This window comes from Micromonospora sp. WMMC273 (assembly GCF_027460285.1).
Lineage (GTDB): Bacteria > Actinomycetota > Actinomycetes > Mycobacteriales > Micromonosporaceae > Micromonospora > Micromonospora aurantiaca.
Genome location: NZ_JAPZBE010000001.1, coordinates 5,335,717 through 5,356,645 on the forward strand (window position 1 = coordinate 5,335,717; position 20,929 = coordinate 5,356,645).

16 protein-coding genes are annotated in these 20,929 nt (G+C 73.8%); 10 read left to right on the forward strand and 6 right to left on the reverse strand.

Features of this window, described 5'->3' with window-relative positions; genetic code table 11:
* Positions 1 to 113: 113 nt before the first annotated feature.
* Genes O7611_RS24675 through O7611_RS24695 form a run of 5 tightly spaced genes read left to right on the forward strand, consistent with a single transcriptional unit; the run spans position 114 to position 7,657 of the window.
* Complete coding sequence (locus tag O7611_RS24675; protein ID WP_269697654.1) at positions 114 to 2,225, forward strand: molybdopterin oxidoreductase family protein; 2,112 nt, start codon at positions 114 to 116, stop codon at positions 2,223 to 2,225.
* The gene (locus tag O7611_RS24680) at positions 2,222 to 3,697 is read left to right on the forward strand and encodes an FAD-dependent oxidoreductase (protein ID WP_269697655.1); all 1,476 of its coding nucleotides are present in this window, start codon (positions 2,222 to 2,224) and stop codon (positions 3,695 to 3,697) included. The genes O7611_RS24675 and O7611_RS24680 overlap by 4 nt, the downstream gene beginning before the upstream one ends.
* On the forward strand, positions 3,694 to 6,225 hold the full coding sequence (gene nirB, locus O7611_RS24685; RefSeq protein ID WP_269697656.1) for a nitrite reductase large subunit NirB: 2,532 nt from the start codon (positions 3,694 to 3,696) through the stop codon (positions 6,223 to 6,225). Before O7611_RS24680 ends, nirB begins: the two co-directional genes overlap by 4 nt.
* Entirely contained in the window at positions 6,222 to 6,569 is a 348-nt protein-coding gene (nirD, locus tag O7611_RS24690; protein ID WP_194801404.1) for a nitrite reductase small subunit NirD, read from the forward strand. Before nirB ends, nirD begins: the two co-directional genes overlap by 4 nt.
* On the forward strand, positions 6,569 to 7,657 hold the full coding sequence (locus O7611_RS24695) for a uroporphyrinogen-III synthase (protein ID WP_194801405.1): 1,089 nt from the start codon (positions 6,569 to 6,571) through the stop codon (positions 7,655 to 7,657). Before nirD ends, O7611_RS24695 begins: the two co-directional genes overlap by 1 nt.
* 11 nt (positions 7,658 to 7,668) lie before the next feature.
* On the opposite strand, the gene O7611_RS24700 is transcribed toward O7611_RS24695, so the two are convergent.
* From O7611_RS24700 to O7611_RS24715, 4 genes are all read right to left on the reverse strand, one after another.
* Positions 7,669 to 8,286, reverse strand: a complete 618-nt coding sequence (locus O7611_RS24700; RefSeq protein ID WP_013288586.1) for a GTP-binding protein — start codon at positions 8,284 to 8,286, stop codon at positions 7,669 to 7,671.
* Positions 8,267 to 8,629 carry a DUF742 domain-containing protein gene (locus tag O7611_RS24705; protein WP_013288587.1) on the reverse strand — a complete coding sequence of 121 codons (363 nt, stop codon included), beginning with the start codon at positions 8,627 to 8,629 and terminating at the stop codon, positions 8,267 to 8,269. Before O7611_RS24705 ends, O7611_RS24700 begins: the two co-directional genes overlap by 20 nt.
* 62 nt (positions 8,630 to 8,691) lie before the next feature.
* Positions 8,692 to 9,099 (reverse strand): roadblock/LC7 domain-containing protein, encoded by a 408-nt coding sequence (locus O7611_RS24710; RefSeq protein ID WP_013288588.1) that lies wholly within the window; start codon positions 9,097 to 9,099, stop codon positions 8,692 to 8,694.
* The gene (locus O7611_RS24715) at positions 9,096 to 12,149 is read right to left on the reverse strand and encodes a sensor histidine kinase (RefSeq protein WP_194801406.1); all 3,054 of its coding nucleotides are present in this window, start codon (positions 12,147 to 12,149) and stop codon (positions 9,096 to 9,098) included. The genes O7611_RS24710 and O7611_RS24715 overlap by 4 nt, the downstream gene beginning before the upstream one ends.
* A 447-nt stretch (positions 12,150 to 12,596) precedes the next feature.
* Between O7611_RS24715 and O7611_RS24720 the strand changes: the two genes are divergently transcribed.
* Entirely contained in the window at positions 12,597 to 13,778 is a 1,182-nt protein-coding gene (locus O7611_RS24720) for an ABC transporter substrate-binding protein (RefSeq protein WP_194801407.1), read from the forward strand.
* 172 nt (positions 13,779 to 13,950) lie between these two features.
* Here O7611_RS24720 and O7611_RS24725 read toward each other — a convergent pair whose 3' ends face one another.
* Positions 13,951 to 14,781 carry an ABC transporter permease gene (locus O7611_RS24725; protein WP_194801408.1) on the reverse strand — a complete coding sequence of 277 codons (831 nt, stop codon included), beginning with the start codon at positions 14,779 to 14,781 and terminating at the stop codon, positions 13,951 to 13,953.
* A gap of 103 nt (positions 14,782 to 14,884) precedes the next feature.
* A complete protein-coding gene (locus tag O7611_RS24730) occupies positions 14,885 to 15,913 on the reverse strand; it encodes an ABC transporter substrate-binding protein (RefSeq protein ID WP_194801409.1) in 1,029 nt (342 codons plus the stop codon).
* A gap of 284 nt (positions 15,914 to 16,197) precedes the next feature.
* Here O7611_RS24730 and O7611_RS24735 point away from each other — a divergent pair, with 284 nt between their 5' ends.
* From O7611_RS24735 to O7611_RS24750, 4 genes are all read left to right on the forward strand, one after another.
* On the forward strand, positions 16,198 to 16,980 hold the full coding sequence (locus O7611_RS24735; protein ID WP_194801410.1) for an ABC transporter ATP-binding protein: 783 nt from the start codon (positions 16,198 to 16,200) through the stop codon (positions 16,978 to 16,980).
* Between the two features lie 2 nt (positions 16,981 to 16,982).
* A complete protein-coding gene (locus tag O7611_RS24740) occupies positions 16,983 to 17,933 on the forward strand; it encodes an LLM class F420-dependent oxidoreductase (protein ID WP_194801537.1) in 951 nt (316 codons plus the stop codon).
* Positions 17,930 to 18,238 carry a cupin gene (locus tag O7611_RS24745; RefSeq protein WP_013288595.1) on the forward strand — a complete coding sequence of 103 codons (309 nt, stop codon included), beginning with the start codon at positions 17,930 to 17,932 and terminating at the stop codon, positions 18,236 to 18,238. The genes O7611_RS24740 and O7611_RS24745 overlap by 4 nt, the downstream gene beginning before the upstream one ends.
* Before the next feature lie 74 nt (positions 18,239 to 18,312).
* On the forward strand, positions 18,313 to 20,904 hold the full coding sequence (locus O7611_RS24750) for a hypothetical protein (RefSeq protein WP_269697657.1): 2,592 nt from the start codon (positions 18,313 to 18,315) through the stop codon (positions 20,902 to 20,904).
* Positions 20,905 to 20,929: the final 25 nt, after the last annotated feature.

Sequence of the window (20,929 nt, forward strand, 5' to 3'; positions counted from 1 at the left end):
ATTCTAAGCCCTGCGGAACGTCTCGTCACGCGCGTGCGGTGTGAAGCGCTCGTGACAGGACCGAAACAGAGCAGACCCGGACCGGAAACCGCCCGACGGCACGCTTTTCCGACATGACAGACGGTGCACGCACGGCGACGCGAACGGGCTCACGCCCCGCCGAGGCCGCCACGCACTGCCCGTACTGCGCCTTGCAGTGCGGCATGGTGCTGCGGGCCACCCGTGACGGTGTCGAGGTCAGCGCCCGCGACTTCCCCACCAACCGCGGCGGGCTGTGCCAGAAGGGCTGGACCGCCGCCGACCTGCTCGACCACCCGGACCGGCTCACCACCCCGCTGCTGCGCGGCCGGCCCGGCGGCGAGCTGCGCCCGGCGACCTGGGACGAGGCGCTCGACCGCGTCGCCGCCGGGGTCCGGGACGTGCAGCACCGGTACGGGCCGGACGCCGTGGCGGTCTTCGGTGGCGGCGGCCTCACCAACGAGAAGGCGTACGCGCTCGGTCGCTTCGCCCGGGTGACGCTGCGGACCCGGCACATCGACTACAACGGGCGCTGGTGCATGTCGTCGGCCGCCGCGGCCGGGAACCGGGCGTTCGGGATCGACCGTGGGCTGCCGTTCCCGCTCGCCGACCTCGGCCGCGCGGACACGCTGCTGCTGGTCGGCGCGAACCCGGCCGAGACCATGCCACCGCTGATGCGGCACGTCACCGACCTGCGGGAACGCGGCGGCCGGCTGATCGTGGTCGACCCGCGTGCCACCGCGACCGCCCGCCAGGCCGACCTGCACCTGCAACCCCTGCCCGGCACCGACCTCGCGGTGGCGAACGCGCTGCTGCACATCGCGCTCACCGAGGGCTGGCTGGACCGGTCGTACGTGGCGGAGCGGACCACCGGCTTCGACGAGGTCCGGCGGACGGTGGCCGGCTACTGGCCGGCGGAGGTGGAACGGCTCTCCGGCGTGCCGGTGGCCGACCTGTACGCCACCGCCCGCGCCCTCGCCACTGTGGACCGCGCTGTCGTCCTCACCGCCCGGGGCGCCGAGCAGCACGCCAAGGGCGTCGACACGGTCACCGCCTTCATCAACCTGGCACTCGCCCTGGGCCTGCCCGGCCGCCCCGGCTCGGGTTACGGCTGCCTGACCGGGCAGGGCAACGGGCAGGGCGGGCGGGAACACGGGCAGAAGGCCGACCAGCTCCCCGGCTACCGGCGCATCGACGACCCGGCGGCCCGCGAGCACGTCGCCGGGGTGTGGGGCGTCGGACCGGACTCGCTACCCGGGCCGGGGGTGCCTGCCTACCAGCTCCTGGACGCGCTCGGCACGCCGTCCGGCGCGCGGGCGCTGCTGGTGTTCGGTTCCAATCCGGTCGTGTCCGCGCCCCGCGCCGCGCGGGTCGAGTCTCGGCTGCGCGCCCTGGATCTGCTCGTGGTGGCGGACTTCGTCCGTTCCGAGACGGCCGAGCTGGCCGACGTGGTGCTGCCGGTCGCCCAGTGGGCCGAGGAGGACGGCACGATGACCAATCTGGAGGGCCGGGTGCTGCGCCGCCGGGCGCTTCGTGAGCCACCGGCCGGGGTCCGTACCGAACTGGAGATCCTCGCCGCGCTCGCCGCACGGCTGAGCGGGGGCGGGACGCCGCTGCCGGCCGACCCGCGCGAGGTGTTCGCGGAGCTGGGCCGGGCCTCGGCCGGCGGGCCGGCCGACTACGCCGGGATCACCTGGGACCGGATCGACGCCGACACCGGCGTCTTCTGGCCCTGCCCGGACCGGGACGGCCCGGACACGCCCCGGCTGTTCGCCGACCACTTCCCCACCCCGGACGGCCGGGCCCGGTTCCATCCGGTGACCCACCGGCCGGCCGCCGAACCGGTGTGCGCCGACTACCCGCTGCACTTCACCACCGGCCGGGTGCTGGCTCAATACCAGTCCGGTGCGCAGACCCGGCGGGTGGCCGCGTTGCGCCGCGCCGCGCCGGGCGGCTTCGTCGAGCTGCACCCGGACCTGGCAGCACGGATCGGCGTGGCCGAGGGAACACCGGTACGGGTGGTCTCCCGCCGGGGTGAGTTGTGCGCACCGGCTCGGCTCAGCACCGCGATCCGGCCGGACACCGTCTTCGCGCCGTTCCACTGGCCGGGCGCGCAACGCGCCAACTCGGTCACCAACGACGCGCTCGACCCGGTCTCCGGGATGCCCGAGTTCAAGATCTGCGCGGTCCGGGTGGAGCCGGCATGAACGAACGCATCGTCGTCGTCGGCTACGGCATGGCCGGCGCCCGGCTCGCCGCCGAGCTGCACGCACGCGGCGGAGACCGGCGGATCACCGTGCTCGGGGCGGAGCCGCACCGCGCGTACAACCGGATCATGCTCTCCACGCTGCTCGCCGGACGCATCGGCGAGCCGGACGTGGAACTGGTCGAAGCCGTCGGGCCGGGCGTCGAGGTCCGCACCGGCGCGGCCGTCACCGCCGTGGACCGGGCCGCCGGCGAGGTGGTCACCGACGACGGCGAGCGACACGGGTACGACCACCTGGTGCTCGCCACCGGGAGCCGGGCCGTGGTGCCGCCGCTGCCGGGCCTCGCCCCGCTGCCCGAGCGGGTGGTCCCGTTCCGCACGCTCGGCGACTGCCGGCGGATCCTCGCCGCCGCCGAGGGCGCGCGGCGCGTGATCGTGCTCGGCGGCGGGCTGCTGGGTCTGGAGGCGGCCCGAGGGCTGGCCGCCCGGGGTCTCGACGTGACAGTGGTCCACCCGGTCGGGCACCTGATGGAACGTCAGCTCGACCCGCCGGCCGGCGCGGTACTCGCGGGCACGCTCGCCGGCCTGGGCGTCCGGTCCCGGCTCGGGGTGCCGGCCACCGCCGTGAGCGCCGGCGCCACCGGCGTCCGCCTGCACCTGGCCGACGCCGAGCCGCTCGACGCCGACCTGCTGGTGCTCTGCTGCGGGGTACGCCCCGACACCGCGCTCGCCGCGGCGGCCGGACTCGCCGTCGAGCGGGGCGTGGTGGTTGACGACCGGTTGCGGACGAGCGACAGGCGGATCTCCGCGATCGGCGACTGCGCCCAGCACGACGGGACGCTGACCGGGCTCGTCGCGCCGGCCTGGGCGCAGGCCCGGGTGGTGGCCGACGTGCTGACCGGCGCGGACCCGCTGGCCCGGTACCGGCCCCGGCCGGCGGTGACCCGGCTCAAGGCGGCCGGCATCGACCTGGCCGCGATGGGCGACGTGGACGGGACCCGCGACCCGGACGGGCCGCCGGTCGAGGAGCTGACCTTCGCCGACCCGGCCCGGGGCACCTACGCCCGGCTGCGCATCCGGGACGAGCGGCTGACCGGCGCGATCCTGCTCGGCGACAACCCGGCGGTCGGCACGGTGGTGCAGTTGTTCGACAGGGGCGCGCCGGTGCCGGCGGACCGGCGTTCGCTGCTGCTCGGCCGGGCGTTCGGCGAGGCGCCGGCCGGACCGGCCGCGTCACCGGCGCTGATGCCGGACGCCGCAACGGTGTGCCGGTGCAACGACGTGAGCAAGGGCGCGCTGGTGGCGTGCTGGCGGGCAGGCGCCCGGACGGCGGCGGAGCTGTCCGTGGCGACCCGGGCCGCCACCGGCTGCGGCAGCTGCCGGGACGCGGTGGCCGGCATCGCCGCCTGGCTCGCCGAGGCGGATCCGTCCACAACCGACGAGGTACGCGAGACGGTGGAGGTGGCGTCATGACCGAGCGAATCAGCAGGCTGGTCGTGGTCGGCAACGGCATGGTGGGGCAGCGGTTCGTCGAGGCGCTGCGGGCCCGGGACACCGACGGACGGTGGCGGGTCACGGTGCTCGCCGAGGAACGTCGCCCGGCGTACGACCGGGTGCGGCTCTCGGCCGTCTTCGACGGGGTGGACGCCGGCGACCTGAACCTGCACACCCCCGACGCCGGTGTGGACCTGCGACTGGGCGAACCGGCCACCGGCGTCGACCGGGCACGGCGGGTGGTGACCACGGCGGCCGGCGAGTACCCGTACGACGCGCTGGTGCTGGCCACCGGCTCGTACGCGTTCGTGCCGCCGGTCGACGGCACCGATCTGCCAGGCGTCTTCGTCTACCGGACGCTGGACGACCTGGCCGCGATCCGGGAGCACGCCCGGGGCCGCCGCAGCGGCGCGGTGATCGGCGGCGGGCTGCTCGGGCTGGAGGCGGCGAACGCGTTGCGGCTGCTCGGGCTCACCACGAGCGTGGTCGAGTTCGCGCCCCGGCTCATGCCGATGCAGGTGGACGAGGCGGGCGGGGCGATGCTCCGGCGGTACGTCGAGGAGCTGGGCGTCACGCCGTACCTCGGGGTGGCCACCACGGCGCTGCGCCCCGGGCCGGACGGCTCGGTCGCCGCGCTCGACCTGGCCGACGGCCGTGCGGTCGACGCGGAGCTGGTGGTGGTGGCCGCCGGGATCCGGCCACGTGACGAGCTGGCCCGCGCGGCCGGGCTGCCGCTGGGCCCGCGCGGCGGCGTGCTGGTGGACGCGTCCTGCCGGACCGCCGACGAGCGGATCTGGGCGGTCGGCGAGTGCGCGGCGGTCGACGGGGTCTGCCACGGACTCGTCGCGCCCGGGTACGCCACCGCCGAGGTGGTCGCGGACCGGCTGCTCGGCGGCGCTGCGACGTTCCCCGGCGCGGACACCGCCACGAAACTCAAGCTGCTCGGTGTGGACGTGGCGTCGTTCGGTGACGCGCACGGCGTCACCCCCGGCTGCCTCGACGTGACGTACACCGACCCGGCCACCCGCTCGTACGCGAAGCTGGTCCTCTCCGACGACGCGCGGACGCTGCTCGGCGGCGTGCTGGTCGGGGACGCCAGCGCGTACCCGGCGTTGCGGGCCAGTGTCGGCGGGCCGCTGCCCGCTCCCCCGCTGGCGTTGCTGGCGCCGGCCGGCGGCGCGGGCGCCGGTGCGGGCGCTTTGCCCGCGACCGCGCAGGTCTGCTCCTGCAACGCGGTGACCCGGGCCGACCTGGACGCGGCGATCGCCGGCGGGGCGACCGACGTGCCGGCGCTGAAGGCGTGCACCCGGGCCGGTACGAGCTGCGGTTCCTGCGTGCCCATGCTGAAGCAGTTGCTGGACGCCGCCGGGGTACGCCAGTCCACCGCGCTGTGCGAGCACTTCGACCACAGCCGGCAGGAGCTGTTCGACCTGATCCGGGTGCGGGGCATCAGCACGTTCTCCCGGCTCGTCGCCGAGCACGGGCGCGGCGGCGGGTGCGACATCTGCAAGCCGGTGGTGGCCTCGATCCTGGCCTCGCTCGGCACCGGGCACGTGCTCGACGGCGAGGCGGCGTCGCTCCAGGACACGAACGACCACTTCCTGGCCAACCTGCAACGCGACGGCAGCTACTCCGTGGTGCCCCGGATCCCCGGCGGGGAGATCACCCCGGAGAAGCTGATCGCGATCGGCGAGGTGGCGCGGGACTTCCGGTTGTACACGAAGATCACCGGCGGGCAGCGGATCGACCTGTTCGGCGCGCGGGTCGACCAGCTGCCGCAGATCTGGCGCCGGCTCGTCGACGCGGGCTTCGAGTCGGGCCACGCATACGGCAAGGCGCTACGCACCGTGAAGTCCTGCGTCGGCGACACCTGGTGTCGCTACGGCGTCCAGGACTCGGTCGGGCTCGCCGTCGCGCTGGAGCTGCGCTACCGGGGCCTGCGCGCGCCGCACAAGCTCAAGTCGGCGGTCTCCGGCTGCGCCCGCGAGTGCGCCGAGGCCCGGAGCAAGGACTTCGGGATCATCGCCACCGAGAGCGGCTGGAACCTGTACGTCGGCGGCAACGGCGGTTTCCGGCCCCGGCACGCCGACCTGTTCGCCACCGACCTGAGCACGGCGGAGCTGGTCACGCTCATCGACAGGTTCCTCATGTACTACATCCGCACCGCCGACCGGTTGCAGCGCACCGCCGCCTGGATCGAGGCCATGGACGGCGGCCTGGACCACCTCCGGTCGGTGCTCGTGGACGACTCGCTCGGGCTCTGCGCCGACCTCGACGCATCGATGGCCCGGCACGTCGCGAGCTACTCCGACGAGTGGCGCGACGTCCTGGAGGACCCGGACCGGCTGCGCCGCTTCACCTCGTTCGTCAACGCGCCGGACGTACCCGACCCGTCCATCACGTTCACCCAGGAACGGGGCCAGCCGGTGCCGGCCCGGGGCGCGCCCCCGGACGGCGGACACCGCCGCCAGCCCGTCGTGCTGGGCCTGCCGGAGGTACGCCGATGAGCCCCGTCGTCACGCTGGACTGGACCCCGGTCTGCCCGCTGGACCGGCTCGACCCCGGCCGGGGCGTGGCCGCGCTCGTCGACGGCGTCCAGGTGGCGGTCTTCCGCACCGCGGACGGGCTGTACGCGGTGGACAACCTCGACCCGGTCGGCGGCGCGTACGTCATGTCCCGGGGGCTGGTCGGCAGCCGGGGCGGGGTGCCCACGCTCGCCTCGCCGCTGCACAAGCAGGTCTACGACCTCACCACGGGACGGTGCCTGGACCTACCGGGCGTGACGCTGCGCCGGCATCCGGTGCGCTGCCGGGACGGCCTGGTCGAGGTGCGGTTACGGCAGGAGGAATGATGCGGGACGAGCTGGCCGGCTTCACCATCGGGGTCACCGCCGACCGGCGGCGCGACGAACTGGCCGCGCTGCTCCAGCGGCGTGGGGCGCGGGTGGTGCTCGCCCCGGCGCTACGGATCGTCCCGCTGGCCGACGACACGGACCTGCGTGAGGCCACCCGGGCCTGCCTGGAACAGCCGCCGGACGTGCTGATGGCGAACACCGGCATCGGCATGCGCGGCTGGCTGGAGGCGGCCGAGGGCTGGGGGCTGGCCGAGCCGCTGCGCAGCACGCTCGCCCGCGCCTACGTGGTGTCCCGCGGCCCGAAGGCGACCGGCGCGATCCGTGCCGCCGGGCTGCGCGAGCACTGGTCACCGGATTCGGAGAGCTGCGACGAGGTGGTCGAGCACCTGGTCCGGCGGGGGGTGGCCGGCCAGGTGGTGGCGATGCAACTGCACGGCGAGCGGCAGCCCGAGTGCGCCGACGCACTGGTGGCGGCCGGCGCCACGGTGATCGAGGTGCCGGTGTACCGGTGGGCGCCGCCGGCCGACCCGGCGCCGCTGCACCGGCTCATCGACCTGGTGGCCGGGCGGCTCGTCGACGCCGTCACGTTCACCTCGGCCCCGGCGGCCGAGGCGCTGCTGCGGGCGGCCGGGGACCGTACCGAGACGGTGCTGGAGGCGCTGCGCGGTGACGTGCTGGCCGGGTGCGTCGGCACCGTCACCGCCGAGCCGCTGGTCCGCCGCGGGGTGCCGGTGAGCGCACCGAGCCGGGCCCGGCTGGGCGCGCTGGTCCGCACCATCGTCGAGGAACTGCCCCGGCGTACCGTCTCGGTGAAGGCGGCCGGGCACGTCCTGACGCTGCGCGGGCACGCCGCGGTGGTGGACGGCGAGCTGCGTCAGCTGGCGCCGGCGCCGATGGCGGTGCTGCGGGCACTCGCCGCGTCACCGGGGAAGGTGCTCTCCCGCACCGCGCTGCTGCGGACGCTGCCGCGCGGCGCCGACGAGCACGCGGTGGAGATGGCTGTCGCCCGCCTGCGAGCCGGGCTGAAGGCGCCCCGCGTGGTGCAGACGGTGGTCAAGCGGGGGTACCGCCTGCGGGTCGACTGACCCGCAGGCGGTCAGCCCACGGAGGCCGGGTAGCCGTGCTCGGCCTGGAGGCGGAGCATGGCGTGCTCCACCACGGTGACCAGCACCTGCTTGACCGAGTCCCGCTGACGGGCGTCGCACAGGACCATCGGCACGTCCGGGGAGATGGCGAGCGCCTCCCGGACCTCCTCCAGCTCGTAGTGCGGCGCGTCGCCGAAGCGGTTCAACGCCACGACGTACGGCAGCTTGCGGTTCTCGAAGTAGTCCAGCGGCGCGAACGCGTCGGTGATCCGGCGGGTGTCCACGAGCACCGCCGCACCCACCGCGCCCCTGATGATCTCGTCCCACATGAACCAGAAGCGGGTCTGGCCCGGTGTGCCGAACAGGTAGAGGATCAGGTCCTCGGCCATCGTGATACGGCCGAAGTCCATGGCGACCGTGGTGGTCTCCTTGCCCGGCACCTTCGACGCGTCGTCGATTCCCACGCCGGCCGCGGTCATCAGCGCCTCGGTGGTCAGCGGCTGGATCTCGGAGATCGCCCCGACGAGCGTTGTCTTACCCACGCCGAAGCCACCCGCGATCACGATCTTCGCGGAGATGATCTCCCGGCCGCGGTTCACCCCGTCGGGGTCATAGTTCGCGAAGTCCACTTAGCACCCTTCCAAGCAGGTTCATCCGCGCCGCGAAACCCGTCGCGGGAGCGGCAGTGTGTAGCGTCAGCAGGCCCTCGGCCACCATGTCGGCGACCAGCACCCGGGTGACGCCCAGCGGCATCCGGGTGTAAGCGGCGATTTCCGCAAGCGACTGCGCCCGGCCCTCACAGACCGAGGAGATGCGGTACTTGTCGTGCCCGGCGAAGCGCGCCTCGGCCGACTGCGTCGGCGTGCTCGACAGCACCGCTTCGAGCGCGATGTTCTGCAACGGCTCGGTGCGGCCCCGGGTGACCGCGTACGGCCTCACCAGCGCGCCACGTGGATCACGTCGCGGGTCCATCTCGCGATCACCTCCCCTCGTTCGGAGCCGCACCGGCTCCGGTCGTCAGCTCCCCGCTCCGATCAGGACCGGACCGCGTCCCTCGGCAGCGGGACCAGTGCCTGGCCGACCCGCTCCACCAGCAGTGCCATCTCGTAACCCACCTGGCCGACGTCGCAGCTGCGCGCCGCGAGCACGGCCATCGACGAACCGTCGCTGATGGACATCAGGAACAGGTAGCCGCTGTCCATCTCGATCACGGTCTGCAGCACCCCACCGGCGCTGAACATCCGCGCCGCGCCCTCGGTCAGGCTCACCACGCCGGAGGTGATCGCGGCGAGCTGGTCGGCCCGGTCGCCGGGCAGATCCCGCGAGGAGGCGAGCAGCAGCCCGTCCGCGGACACCGCCACCACGTGCGCGATGCCCGCAACGCTGTCGGCGAAGTTGGTGAGAAGCCACCCCATGTCCTGCATGGCCGCCGGCCTGTTCATCGGTTCGTCTCCTTGGTCGAGGTGCTGTTCAGGTCGGCGCCGGCCGTACGGCCCCGCTGGACGCCACGGTGGTAGGCGGAGAGCAGACCGCGTACCTCGTCCGGCGTGCGCCGGCTGCGGTCCCGGCCGCTCTTCGGCTCTATTCCGCCGGGCACGAGCTGGGCCTGCGGAACCCGCTTGGGCAGGCCGGAGCGGGTGGTCCCGCCGGTGGTGGGCTCCGCGGCACGGCTGGCCCGCGACCAGCCCTCGTCGGCCGCCGTACGCCAGGCCTCCGGGTCGATCGACGGCGCGGGCGCGGGCTCGGCGGCGGGTGGCGTCGGGGGCGGCGTCGCGGCCGCCGGCGGCGTGGACGGAACCTCCGGCGGGCTGTACGCGGGCGGCGTCGTCGACGTGGTCAGCCCCGACGCCTGGGCCCCCGGGGTACGGGTGGGCAGCTTCGGACGCGCCGACGCCGCGGGGGGCGCCACCGCCGGCTGTGCCGGCGCGGGCGGCTCGTCGAACGTGGGACGGGTGAAGATGGTGGTCTCGTCCTCTCCGTGCGAACGGAACCAGACCGCCTCCATCTCACGGAATATCGGCGCCTCGGCCCGCTGCTCGGGCCGGGCCACCACCGGCGTCGCCGGGGTGCTCTCCACCGCCGGCGCCGCGGCGAGCGGCTGGTAGGCCGGAGGTGCGGCCTGGGTCGCGGGTTGCGCCGACTCGACACCGGGCGTCCGCTTGGGCAGCGGGTCCAGCGCGGGGTACGCCACCGTCGGCCCGCCGGCCGACCAGCCCGCTCCGGAGACCGGAGCCGGCGCGGCGGGCGCCGCGGCCACCGGGGCGGGCGCCGCCACAGTCGGCAGCGCGCCGGTCGCCCCACCCAGCTGTACGGCGGGAGTGGTGTCGCGCGTCTCGGCGGGCGTCTGCCACCGGGACGGCGGGGCGGTGGTCGCCCCGCGCCACTGGTCGGCGAGCGTCGCGGTGGCAGCGCCCCGCCCGGCTCCGGCCAGCGCGTCACCGGCGCCGACCTGGCTGAGCGGGGACTGCTCGACGGCGAGCGGCTGACGCGGCCGGGTCAGCGGTGCCTGGCCCCGGTTGGCCGGCAGCACCACCGTCGAGTTCGGCAGCGTGACCTGGGCGACGGTGCCGCCCTCGACGTTGCGGCGCAGCTCGACGCGGATCCCGTAGCGGGACGCGAGCCGGCTGACCACGGCCAGACCCATCAGCCGGAACGCGGCCACGTCGACGGTCGGCGGCGCGGCCAGGCGCCGGTTGAGCGAGTCGAGCTGGTCGTCGCTGAGGCCCAGACCGCGGTCCTCGATCTGGATCAGCACATAGTCGCGGATCCGGCGGCCGTCGGCCACCACAGTGGTGTTCGGCGGCGAGAACCGGGTTGCGTTGTCGAGCAGCTCGGCGACCAGCCGGACGACGTCGTTGACGGCGTGCGCGGCCACCGAGATGTCGGTGTCGACGGTGCCGAACTCGATCCGGTTGTAGAGCTCGACTTCGGACTGCGCGGCGCGCAGCACGTCGACCAGGAGCGCGTCGTCGCGGCGCGGCACGGCCGAGTCGGCGCCGGCGAGCACCAGCAGGTTCTCGTCGTTGCGGCGCATCCGGGTGGCGAGGTGGTCCAGCTCGAACAGCTGCGCCAGCCGCTTCGGGTCCTCCTCGGACCGCTCGATCGCGTCCAGTTCGCCGATCATGCGGTCGACCAGGCTCTGCGAGCGGCGGGCCAGGTTGAGGAACATCGCCGAGACGCTCGTCCGCAGCGCGGCCTGTTCGGCCGCGACCCGGACCGCCTCGCGGTGGACCACGTTGAAGGCCACCGCCACCTGACCGACCTCGTCGCGGTTGCTCAGCTTGATCGGGTCCCGTACCTGCTGGACGATCTCGTCCACACCGCCGTCACCGATGGCGTTGACGTTCTGCAACCGGCTCACCGCGTCCGGCAGGTCGTGGTTGGCCACGGCGAGTGCGCCCTCGCGCAGCCGGCGCAGCGAGTCGTTGAGCGAGCGGGCCAGCACCACGGCGAGCGTCACCGCGACCGCGAGCGTGAGCAGCACGAGCAGGCTCTCCACGATCGCCTGCCGGATCACGTCGGCGCGTGCCTCGTCGGCGTCGGCCAGCATCTCGTCCAGGAGCTGGATCTCGGCCCACCGCATCAGGTCGTCGACCGCGCCGATGGCGGCCGACGCCTCGTCGCGGGTGACCAGCGCCGGACGCCCGATGGACCGGGAGACGTCGCCGGCGACCCGGTCGGCGAGCTGGACGGCGTCACCGGAGACGGTGCGGTCCACCAGGGCCCGCTGGCCCGGCGTCGCGGTCCGGGAGAAGGTGAGCAGCGCCTCCTGCTGACCGGTGAGCGTGGCCACGAAGGACGAGAACTGCTCCTCGCCGACCTGCCCGCCGTCGAGGGCGGTGAAGGCCACCGCCTGCTCCTCGGCCACCTGGGCCTTGGCGTGGGCGAACGCGGCCACCGCGCGGCGGGCGTCGGCCAGGCTGTCCGCGCCCGGCTGCTGGGCCAGCGCGTCGCTGTACGCGACCAGGTCGTCGAGCACGATGCCGTAGCGCAGGCTCGCCTCGGCCACCGGCATCTGCAGCCGGTCCAGCACTTCCTGGCGGGTGCCGTTCAACGTGGACAGGTGGGCGTCGATCACCTTGAGCTGGTTGCTGATCGCGCCGGACACGTCGCCGAGCTTGCCGCGCTCGTCCTGGTACGCCGCGATGCGCTCGTCGGTCTGGCGCACCCGCAGGTTGTACGCGTCCGGCTTCTGGTTCGGGTCGGCCAGGAAGACCGCCGCCGCCATCCGCTCCTTGTGCAGGTCCTGGGTGAGCGCCGCGATGTCGACGGACACCGCGCTCAGCGACCGGACCCGGTCCGCCTCGTACGCGCCCTCGCCGACCGAAACGAGTCGGATAGTTGCCAGTGCGATGACAGCGGCGACCGGAACGACCAGGATGAGGGCGAGCTTGGAGCGGATCCGCGCGTCGCGCAGCCTGGGCAGGCGCCGGCGCCGGTTCCGCTGTTCGGCGTTGGGGCTCCCGGGCAGGGTCGTAGGTCCGGTGCTCACGACATCGCCTCCGTCGTTTCTTCCACGCGCGACCCGCTGACCCGTGCCTGGTGCAGCGGCCAGCGCCACGCGCGGCACGGCCGCGATTTCATCAGACGAGATCCTGTTTGGGAAGCCGCAGTGAGGCAGGAAACGGTCGCGGCCGACGCATCCCGGGATCCGATCACCTAATACCTTCTTTTCTCCAACCCCCTGAACAGGGGATGTCACTCCAGAGTGGTCACGCGCATCTGTGCAGTAATTGTCAGTTAATGTTCCGTGTCCCCAGCATGTGGGATGGCTGTCCCGAAACAGCACTCGTCAGCCCGGCTTGACCACAGGCCCCGGCATTGGCAAGGTTTTGCAGGCTTCGCGCACACCGTACGGCAAACCAATCCCGTTCCTCCACTGAGGACGGACGAGCGGCGGTGATCGGGCGTCGGCCCGCGCCGCACCTGGAGGACTGAGTTGAGCCCCATCCGCTCCGCGAGCATCGCGGCGCTCGCATCGGCCGTGCTGGCCACCACGCTCACCGGCTGCGGGATCGGCGGGGAACCGCAGGACACCAGCCCGATCGTGATCGCCGCCGACCTGGAACTCTCCGGCGCGTCGGCGCCGGTCGGCAAGGTCTACCAACGGGCTCTGCAACTGAAGGTCGAGCAGTTGAACGCCTCCGGCGCACTGGGCGGCCGGAAGATCGATCTGCGGGTCAAGGACAACCGCTCGGATGCCGCGGAATCCTTGCGGAACATCAATGATTTCAGCGGTGACTCACGCGTGAGCGCGGTCATCATGGGCGGCTGCAACGAATGCGCCGTCGGCGCGGCCCGAACGATCGGCGAGAAGCGCATTCCGACGATCGCACTGGGGTCGTCCAGCGACATCACCGAGCCGGTGGCCGAGCGCCGATATGTCTTCAAGCTCGCCCCGAACGCCACCGACAGCGCCGCCGCGCTCGCCGCGGAACTGGAGCGGCGCGAGATCCGCAAGGTGGCGCTGCTGCACAGCGCCGAGGGTTACGGCCAGGAAGGGCTCGCCGCCCTGCGCCGTGAGCTGAGCAAGACCTCCGTGAAGCTGGTCGCCAACGAGTCGGTGCGGGTCACCGACACCGAGGTCGGCACGCAGATCAACGAGTTGGTCGCCCGCAAGCCGCAGGCACTGGTCCTGTGGACCACGCCGGAGCAGGCGATGCTCGCCGCCACCACGGCACGGCAGAGCAAGTTCCGCGGGTCGCTGTTCTTCGACGCCACGGCCGCCGGTGACCTCTTCCTGGGCCCCTCGGCCCGCTCCACGGACGAGGCCACGCTGATCTTCACCCAGACCATGGTGATCGACGACGTGATCGCCACCACCCCGGCCAAGGCCGCGCGACGGCAGTGGTTCCAGGACTACACCGCCCGGTTCGGCGGCTACAACGGCTTCTCCTCCTTCGCGGCGGACGCGGTCCAGCTGATCGCCGACGCCGAGCTGCAGGCCGGCGGCGAGCCGGGCAAGGTCGACCGGGACGGGCTGCGCGACGTGCTGGAGACGTCGCAGCTCGACGGGCTCTCCGGGCCGATCCGGATGACGCCGGACAACCACTCCGGGCTGATGCCGCAGGCGTTGACGACGCTGGTGGCCCGTGGTGGTCGTTGGCGGCTGGCCGGCTGATCGCTTGGTCGGTTGCGGTGGGGGTGTGGCCCCACCGCAACCGGCTCCGGGCGGTCAAGCTTGATCCCTGCGCCGGTTGCGGTGGGGCCAAACCTGTCGTGGGCCGCCGGCACCCGCGGGTTGAGGTTTCCTTCTGGGTGCTCGGTCGACGTCGGGTTTTCGTCTCGGGGTGTCAGCGGGCTGAGGTGGTGGCCTTCACCCAGGGCAGGGCCAGGCGCTCGACCAGGCTCAGTGCGGCGTAGAGCACGATGCTCATCAGCGCCACCAGCACGATCGCCGCCCACGCGGTAGCGGTGTCGCCGACGCCGTTGTACTGGAGGATCTGGTAACCCAGGCCCGGGCGGTCCGAGTAGAACTCCCCGATCACCGCGCCGATCGCGGCGAGCGGCATGGCCACCTTGAGACCGACGAAGATCTGCGGCAGCGCCGCCGGGAAGCGCACCTTGCGGAACGACTGCCACCACGAGGCGTTGAGTGACCGGCCCAGCTCCGCCAGGTCCGCCGGGGTGGTGGTCAGTCCGGTCGCGGTGGAGAGCACGATCGGGAAGAAGCAGAGCAGGAACACCATGGTCAGGATCGGCTTCTGCCCCCAGCCCACGGCTACCACGAGCAGCGGCCCGAACGCGATCTTCGGGACCGCGTTCACCGCCACCAGCAGCGGCGCGAACATCCGTTCCACCCGGCTGGAGGCGGCCAGTGCCATCCCGATCAGCACCCCGGCCACCGACGAGAGCAGGAAGCCGAACACCGTCATCCAGGTGGTGATGCCCAGCGCGGGCAGCAGCACCTCGGTGGTGCCGGCGAGGGACTTCCCCACCGCCTGCGGCGGGGGCAGCGCGGCCGGGTGCACCAGGTTCAGGCCCGAGGTGACCAGCCACCAGGCCGCCACCGCGATCACCAGGCCGAGCGCCGGCAGCCCGACCGCCGCCGGGCGTACGGCGATCCCGCGCCGGACCGCCGGGCGCGGCGGCGCCTCCGGCCGGGCCTCGGTCGACTGTGTCAACGTGTCCTCCTCTCTGCGCCGGTCGGTGTGACCGGCACGCGAAGGGGGTGCGCCCCACCGGGGTGTCCGGCGGGTCGCACCCCCGTTGGCCCGAGCGGGCCGGTCAGGCCTTCGGCGCGAGGTTGAAGTCGATGATCTGGTCCGGGGTGAGGTTCTGCTTCAGCGCACCGGCGCCCTGCAGCAGCGCGATGCTCTTGGCCACCCGGCCACTGTCCAGCGTGCCGATCGCGGTGCCGGAGTTGCTCGACCGCACGTACGCGGCCATCAGCTGAAGCTCGGCGGACGCCGCGGCCGGGACGGCGGCCGGCACGTTCTTCTTCAGGATCTCGGCCGCCTCGTCCGGGTGGGCCAGCGAGTACTCCAGGCCCTTGAGCAGCGCGGCGGTGAACTTCTTCACCATCTCCGGCTTCTCCTTGGCGATCTTCGACGAGGTGATCAGCGCGTTGCCGTAGAGGTCCTGCATCACGTTGCTGTACGGCAGGACGACCGGCTTCTTCTTGGTCACCGTCTCCACCGTCGGCTGGCCGACGACGAACTGGCCGATGCCGTCCACCGAGCCCGAGCCGAGCATGCCGATCAGGCCCTGCGCCTCACCGTTGACCCAGGTCACCTTGCTGCCGTCGATGCCGGCGAGCCGCGCGTACGTCGGGAAGAGGTTGCGCACGACGGACGTCGGGGTGTCGGCGAGCTTCTTGCCCTCGAGGTCCTTCGGGGTGGCGATGTTCTTGCCCTCGACCGTGACGATCGCGGCCATGGTGCGCTGCTGAATTGCGGCCACCGCCACGAAGTCCTTCGCCTGGCCGTTGCCGAGCTGGAGGATGCCACCGGTCAGGTCGATCGGGCCGAAGTCGGCCTGGCCGCCGGTGATGGTCTGGATCACGGAGCCGGTGCCCTGACCGGGCTTGATGTCGACGTCGAAACCGGCCTCCTTGAAGAAGCCCTTGTCCTTCGCCACCCAGGCGTAGGAGTCACGCCCGAAGTTGCCGAACGAGGTGAGGTACGTCACCTTCTCCAGCGCCGCGCCGTTGCCGCCGCCGCTCTCGGACTTGTCCGAGTCGCTGCTGCAGCCGCCCACCAGGGCGAGGGCGGTGGCCAGAGCCGCGGCGGCGACCGTGCGGGTCAGCCTTCTCATCAGTGCACCATGTCCTTTCCGACCAGGACTTCTTCGCCGGTCGGGTCGTGGGTCCGACGGGGTCGGCACGTGGGTTCGGCCGACTGGACCGTCGTGAGGGGACTCTTCGCGCGCAACAGCGTACGAGAAGCCAGATGACCTGCCGCCGCCGTCCCGGTTGCGGAACGGAAACGAAGTTGCGTGACGGGAAGCGGACTGACGTCCACCCCGGACGGTGCTATAAGCACGGTCGGCTACGCTAGCCCGGCTCGCATTCGGACGACGTGGAAGGGAGCCGGCGGAAGATGATCCGACTGTCCGGGGTGTCCCGCACCTTCGACGGCCGTTCGGGGCGGGTGGAGGCGTTGCGCGGCATCGACCTCGACGTCGCCGAAGGCGAGTTCGTCGCCGTCCTCGGCCGGTCCGGCTGCGGCAAGTCCACGCTGCTGCGCATGATCGCCGGCCTGCTCCCGGTCACCGGCGGTGAGATCACCGTGGGCGGTACGCCGATCACGAAGCCCCGCCGCGACGTGGCGATGCTGTTCCAGCGGCCGGCGCTGCTGCCCTGGCGCTCGGTGCTGGACAACGTGCTGCTGCCGGTGGAGATCTTCGGCTGGCGCCGCGCCGAGCACCGCGACCGGGCCCGCCAGTTGCTGGAGATGGCCGGGCTGGGCGGCTTCGAGAAGCGCCTCCCGCACGAGCTGTCCGGCGGCATGCAGCAACGCGTCTCGCTGTGCCGGTCGCTGGTCGGCTCGCCCCGGGTGATGCTCATGGACGAGCCGTTCTCCGCGCTCGACGCGCTCACCCGCGAGGAACTCTCCGGCGAGCTCCAGCGCGTGCACATGGAGACGAAGGCGACGATCGTCTTCGTCACCCACTCGATCGACGAGGCGGTGCTGCTCGCCGACCGGGTCGTCGTGCTCAGCCCGCGCCCCGGGCGCATCCGCGAGGTGGTCGAGGTGAACGTCCCCCGGCCGCGCACGCTGGGCCGCCACGAACACCTGGAAGACGTCGCGCGGATCAGTGCCGAGCTGCACGAACTGCTGATGGAGCGGGACGCCCCCGGCGTACCCGTCGGAGGCCGGTGACCATGCGGGTCTCGGTGTTCACCGAACCCCACCGCGGTGCGGACTACGACGACCAGCTCCGGTTCGCCCGGCTGGTCGAGGAGACCGGCTTCGAGGGCTTCTTCCGGGCCGACCACTACCGGGCCATGGGGGACGAGCCGGCGCTGCCCGGCCCCACCGACGCCTGGCTGACGCTCGCCGCGCTCGCCCGGGAGACCTCCCGGATCCGGCTCGGCACGCTCGTCACGTCCGCCACGTTCCGGCTCCCCGGGCCGCTCGCCGTCATGGTCGCCCAGGTCGACCGGATGAGCGGCGGCCGGGTCGAGCTGGGCATCGGCGCCGGATGGTACGAGCGCGAGCACACCGCGTACGGCATCCCGTTCCCGCCGGTGAGCGAGCGCTTCGACCGGCTCGCCGAGCAGCTGGAGATCGTCACCGGCCTGTGGCGCACCCCGGCCGACGAGACGTACAGCTTCACCGGTGAGCACTACCGGCTGGTCGACGCGCCCGCGCTGCCCAAGCCGGTGCAGCAGCCCGGCCCGCCGGTGATCGTCGGCGGCCGGGGACCGAAGCGCACCCCCGAGCTGGCCGCCCGCTACGCCGACGAGTTCAACATGCCGTTCAAGAGCGTGGCCGAAACCGCCGCCGCGTACGAGCGGGTGCGCGAGGCGTGCGATCGCGCCGGGCGGGACGCCTCCGGCCGCGCGCCGCTGACGCTCTCCGCCGGCATCGTGGTGGCGATCGGACGCACCGACGCCGAGGCGCAGCGCCGGGCCGCGCCGCTGCACGTCACCAGCGCGCTGCCGCCGGAGGACCCGGTGGTCGGCTCCCCCGCCCAGCTGGTCGACCGGATCGGCGAGTTCGCCGCGATCGGGGCCACCCGGGTGCACCTGCGCCTGATCGACTTCGACGACCTCGACCACGTGGAGCTCATCGCCGCCGAGGTGCTCCCCCGACTGGACGGACCACGATGACCGAACTCTCCGCCGACCTCGAACTCGGCCCGGTGGGCCAGGAGATCGTGTACGAGAACGACCGCGTACGCGTCTGGCACATCCGGCTGGAGCCGGGTGAGCGGCAGCCGCTGCACCGCCACGACCACCCGTACCTGGTGGTGGCGATCCAGGGCGCGAAGAACGTGGTGCAGACGATCGACGGGACCACCATCGACGCCGACGAGCCGACCGGCGGCGTGGTCTACCGCGACCCGGGCGCGGTGCACATGCTCACCAACGTCGGCGACACCACCTACCTCGCGCGCCTGGTCGAGCTGAAGTAGCCACACCGGCAGGTTCGCCGCGCCGCGCGGCGGCAAGGTGGCGATCGGGGGCACCGGGCCGTAACGTGCCCGACATGGCCTTTCGGACGTGGGGCAGGCTGCTGCTCACGGCGCTCGGGGTGAGCGTACTGGCCGGGGCCGGCCAGTTGGGGATCGCGTACGGCTTCGGAGTCGTACGCCTCGACGGCGCGTTCGTGGACGTCTCGGTCAACCGGTGGCCCGCCCAGCTCGTCTGGGTGGGCTGGTTCGCCGCTGTCGCCACGGTCGCCGGAGCCGTCCTCACCGAGCGCTTCGCCCGCCGCGACGACAGTCCCGGCGGCACCACCGAACTGCTCTCCATCGCCGGCGTCAGCGCGCTGGGCGCGATGGTGGTCGCCCCGCTGTGCATGCAACCGGCCCGCGCGGCCGAGCCGGGCGGATCCGTCGACCCGGTCTGGGCCGCCGGCATCTGCGCCGCCCTCGGCGCGGTGGTCGGGGCGGGCGCGGCGATCGCCGTCCTGCTCAAGCCGCCGTTCGGCTGGGGCGTGGCGATCACCGCCGGCATCGTCTGGCTGCTGGCGCTGCTCTCCGTCGCACCCACGATCGTCGCCAACCGCCCGCTCGCCACGGTACGGCTCGGCGTCCTCGAACCCTCCTGGCTCGATCCGGAGGCGGCCCAACGCCTGTCCATGCTGCTGCTGCCGGTGCTCGCTCTGCTGGCCGGCGGCGCGGTCGGCGTACTCGCGCGCCGGGCCGAGTGGCCGCCGCTCATCGGCGGTGCGGCCGGGGCGGCCGGTCCGGTGCTCGTCGCGTTCGCCTACCTGACCGCCGGTCCCGGCTCGGCGACCGACCGCTACCAGGTCGCGCCCTACTACGGCGCGCTGATCGCCGTGATCGCCGGCGCGCTCGGCTCGACCGCCACCACAGTGCTGCCCCGCCCGGTCACCGCCACCGGTGACCCCGACGCGGTCGAGGCCACCGACATCCTCGCCCCGCTGCCGCACTCGTCCACTCCAGGCGTCCCGGCCGCCCCGTCCGTGCCTCCGGTGACGAGCGGCGCCGCCGCGCCCGCGCACTGGAACTGGCCGGAGCCCGGCGGCTCGGCCACGGCGACGGCTCCGGCCGGTACCGATCTGCCCGCCTTCGAACAGCCGGCAGTTGCGGAACGGCCGGTGGGTGAGCGCTCGGCCGTCACCGACACGGGCCACGGCCAGCCCATGCCGGGCCTGCTGCCCCCGGGCCGCCGGACCTCGGCCATCGACGTCCTCGCCGCGGGCCGCCCCGACCCGGTCCCGGTCCCGGTCGACCCGGCCGTCGCCGGTTCCGAAGCCGCCGATGGAGCGTCCGGGCAGGCGACCGGCATCCCGACGGACAGCGAGGCCGCCTCCGGCACCGGCTCGGCTCCCGGCACGGCCGATGCCACACCGGAGCCGGAAGCGGCGGCCACTACGCCACGGGTGACCCGGCCGCGTCGTACCCGCGCCGGCCGGTCCAGCGGGACGACCGACGGGCCGGTGTCACCCGCCGACGGCACGGCAGACACCTCCCCGAGCACCGGCGCGGGCACGTCACCGGCCACCGGCGGCACCGCCGACAGCCACGTTCCCGGCCCGCGTACGGACAGCGGCGCCCTCACCGGACCGGTCACGGCCGACCCGGACAGCGACACCCCCGCCGCGCCACCGGCCGAAGCCCTCGGAGACACCGGCGCGACGGGCCGCGCCACCCGCCCCCGGCGTACCCGCGCGCCGAAGGCCCCGCGCGCCACCGGCCCGGCCTCCCCCGGCTCCACCCCGGCCGACACCGCGCCGACGACACCGAGCGGCCGGCCCGACGCCGCGCCGACGACGCCGAGCGGGGGAGCCGACGCCGAGCCGACAAGCACCGGCGCCGAGGCCGCGCCGACGACGCCCGGCGGGCGGACCCGGCCCGACCCGGACACCACGAACGCCGCCCCGGTTCCCCAGGCCACGGACCCGCACCGGGAGGACACGGGCACCGGCTCGAACGAGGTCGCACCGGCCGGGCGTACCGGACGCAACTTCTTCTTCGACGACCCGGCGCCGGTCCCGTCGACCCGGCCCCGGTTCCCGATGTTCGAGGACGTGACCGGAACGCCCGGCGAGGTACGCCCGGCCTGGCCGATCACTCCGGCGGGCCGCCCGCGCCGCGCGACCACCGAACCTGAGACACCGGCCCGGGACGGCGCGGAGACGACCGCCCCGGCCGAGCCGGCGCCGCGTCCCCGCCACCGGGGTCTGCCCGAGCCGGGCGCGAGCACCGGATGGGACGCGCTCGCCACGAACGCCCGCCCGGCAGGGCCGCTCGCCCGGCCCGAGGCGGGGAAGCCTGTCGCCCGGCCCGAGGCGGCGACCGCCGCACCGGGCGAGGCGGAATCCGCACTGCCGGACACCACCGCCGCACTGCCGGAGGCCACGGAGACGGACTCCCGGCGCGGGCGGCACGCCGGACCGGACGACGCCGACGCGTCCGGCGGGAAGTCGAAGCCCCGGCGCGGCCTGTTCCGGCGCAACCGGGCCAAGGACGAGCCGGAGCCGGCCGAGCGGACGGCCGAGCCGACCACCGCTGCCGACGACGAGTACGTGGACTGGGTGGCCGGTCTCGCCTCGGACGACAACGCCGACGACGCCCGCTCGCTGCGGACCGGACGGCACCACCGCGACTGAACGACGGCCGGGGCGGACCGGGTCG